This is a genomic window from Schnuerera sp., assembly GCF_035459645.1.
Lineage (GTDB): Bacteria > Bacillota > Clostridia > Tissierellales > Tepidimicrobiaceae > Schnuerera.
The window spans coordinates 1-3255 of the sequence record NZ_DATHXO010000256.1; the positions used below are offsets into that span (position 1 = coordinate 1).

Annotated in this window: 2 protein-coding genes and 1 pseudogene; all 3 read left to right on the forward strand. The window is 31.6% G+C overall.

The genetic code is table 11. The features are described from left to right. Nucleotides 1-242: YerC/YecD family TrpR-related protein (locus VK998_RS06115; protein WP_325226597.1), on the forward strand; the 242-nt coding region annotated here is incomplete at its 5' end. 167 nt (nt 243-409) lie between these two features. Then, on the forward strand, nt 410-2608 hold the full coding sequence (gene pcrA, locus VK998_RS06120; RefSeq protein ID WP_325226599.1) for a DNA helicase PcrA: 2199 nt from the start codon (nt 410-412) through the stop codon (nt 2606-2608). Between the two features lie 3 nt (nt 2609-2611). Further along, a pseudogene (locus VK998_RS06125) lies at nt 2612-3255 on the forward strand (NAD-dependent DNA ligase LigA); the annotation flags it as partial.

Consider the following 3255-nt stretch of genomic DNA (forward strand, 5'->3'; position numbering starts at 1 on the left):
TAGAAACAGTTGAAGAATGTTATAGATTTTTTGAAGACGTTTGCACAATAAAGGAAATTCAGTCTATTGCTCAAAGGCTAGAAGTGGCAAAATTATTAACTCTAAACAACACTTACAATGAGATTGAAAAGAAAACAGGAGCAAGTACTGCTACAATCAGTAGAATAAACAGATCATTAAATTATGGAGTAGATGGATATAAGATTGTATTTGATAGATTAGGCTATATGAAAGAAGAATAGATAAAACAAAAACCCAATGCTAATTGTTTTATTATTAGCATTGGGTTTTTATATTTTCAAGTAAAAGAATATCGTTAATAACATTTGCTTGTTCTTTTCCATTGGAAAAAATCTATTGTTATTATATAATAAAAAGGAAACTAATGTTTAACTAGGATGGTGACAATATGGATTTGATAGAAGGACTGAATGAAAGACAAAAAGAAGCCGTTCTCCATACAGAAGGGCCTTTACTTATTTTAGCTGGGGCGGGAAGTGGGAAAACTAGAGTATTGACCCATAGGATAGCATATTTAATAGAAGAAAAGGGGATTTTCCCAGGAAATATTTTGGCAATAACCTTTACCAATAAAGCTGCCAACGAAATGAAGGAAAGGGTAGATTATTTATTGGATGGTAATATAGATGATATATGGATGGGTACCTTTCACTCTGTATGTGTAAGGATACTTAGAAGGAATATAGATAAAATAGGATATGATAGAAGTTTCTCCATCTATGATAGAGATGATCAAATTACCGTCGTGAAAGAATGTATTAAGGATTTAAACTTGAGTAAGGATATGTATAAGGAAAGGTCAGTTCTTAGCGTTATTAGTTCACTAAAGGATAAAATGACGGATCCGGATACATATATAAATCAAAATTACAGTGATTATTATAGCAGGAATGTAGGAGAGATATATGCTCTTTATGAGAAAAAGCTTAAAGCCAATAATGCTTTAGATTTTGATGATTTAATAATAAAAACCGTAGAGTTATTAAAATCCAATCCAGATGTACTTGATTATTATCAAAGGAAGTTTAAGTATATATTTGTAGACGAGTTTCAGGATACAAATAAGATACAGTATAAATTGGTGGAATTGATTTCAGAAAGATATAAGAACATCTGTGTGGTGGGGGATCCTGATCAAAGCATCTACGGATGGAGAGGTGCGGATATTTCAAATATTTTGGACTTCGAAAAAGATTTTCCAAATACTAAAATTATAAAGTTAGAACAAAACTATCGTTCTACCAAAAATATATTAAACGTAGCCAACCATATGATAAAAAACAATTTAAGCAGAAAAGAGAAAAAATTATGGACAGCTAATGAAGAAGGAAACCAAGTAGTGGTGGAGAGTTTATTGGATTCAGATGAAGAAGCTTTCTTTGTTGCCAATAAAGTAGAAGAGCTTGTAAATGAAGGATACAAACCTTCAGACTTTGCCATACTATATAGGACTAATGCCCAATCAAGGACTTTTGAAGAAATCTTTATGAGAAAAAGTATTCCTTATAAGATTGTTGGAGGATTAAGGTTTTATGATAGGAAAGAAATAAAAGATATAATAGCTTATTTAAAACTAATTCAAAACCCAGTAGATGATATATCTTTAAAACGTATTATAAATGTACCAAAAAGAGGAATTGGCAATGCAACTTTAGAGAAAGTTGAGGAATATGCTAATCAAACTGGGGAAAGTATATATAGTGTATTGTTGAATATAGACAGTATACCTAAATTGTCAACGAGAGCAAAAAATAATTTAAAATCCTTTATGGATATGATAAACAAATTTATGGCTATGAAAGAAATAAAGGGACTAAAAGAGTTAATAGAAGAAGTTGTCTATGGGATAGGATATATTAAAGAATTAGAAGAAGAGGCTAGCATTGAATCACAAACTAGATTAGATAATATTAAAGAGTTTATATCTGTAGCCATAGATTTTGAAGTTAAGAACCCAGAAGGAACTTTAGAAGATTTTCTAGCTACTGTATCTCTTCTTTCAGATGTTGATAAAACTGAGGATGTTGCTAATTCTGTAACTTTGCTTACTGTCCATGCTGCCAAAGGTTTAGAGTTCCCAGTAGTATTTATGGTAGGTATGGAGGAAGGGCTTTTCCCTATCTCAAGAGCTTTAGATGATGAAACAGAACTAGAAGAGGAAAGAAGGCTATGCTATGTAGCTATAACTAGAGCTGAAAAACTGTTATTCATAACTAGTGCAAAATTGAGAACTATTTATGGTAATACAAATTATACTTTACCTTCTAGGTTTATAGATGAAATACCAGAAGGCTATACAATATCATCAATAGAGAAGAAAAAAGTAAAACAAAGGAATTATAAAGAACAACTTGTAAAAGTGAATGATTATACTAAAAAAAGTAGTAAATCAAAAACAAGGCCATCTGTTGGCAATATGGATGTAGATGTAGGCATGAAAGTTAGTCACAAAAAATGGGGTATAGGTACAATAGTTCAAATTAAGGAAAGGGATAAAGATAAAGAGATAGTAATTGCTTTTGATAAAGTAGGCCTTAAAAGATTGCTACTTTCCATTGCTCCGATAGAAATATTGAAAGGAGAATAGTAAATGGATAAAGTTAAAAGGATAAAAGAGCTTATTGAAGAAATTAATGAACTAAACTATTACTATTATACATTAGACCAACCAAAAGTAAGTGATAAGGAATATGATACCCTATATGATGAATTGGCAAAATTGGAAAAGCAGACAGGAAAAATTTTCTCCTATTCTCCAACTCAAAGAGTTGGTGGAGAGATATTGGATAAATTTGAGAAACATTTTCATATGGAAAGACTTTGGAGTTTAGATAAAAGTCAAAATTATGGGGAATTAATAAATTGGGATAATAGGATTAGGAGATTAATAGAGGAGTATAATAACAGTCATGAGGACAAACTACCTCCTCCTAATTATGTAGTAGAATATAAATTTGATGGATTGACTATCAATCTAACCTATAGGGATGGAGAATTGGTCCAAGGGGCTACTAGAGGAAATGGGACAGTAGGAGAAGCCATTCTCCCTCAGTTAAAGACCATAAAAACCATTCCTTTAAGGATTGGGTATAAAGGAACCATTGAAGTGCAAGGGGAGGGGCTAATGCCTTTATCTGCTCTTCAAAAATACAACGAGACAGCCAAAGAGCCACTTAAAAATGCAAGAAATGCAGCTGCAGGAGCTTTAAGGAATTTAGACCCAAAAATAACTAA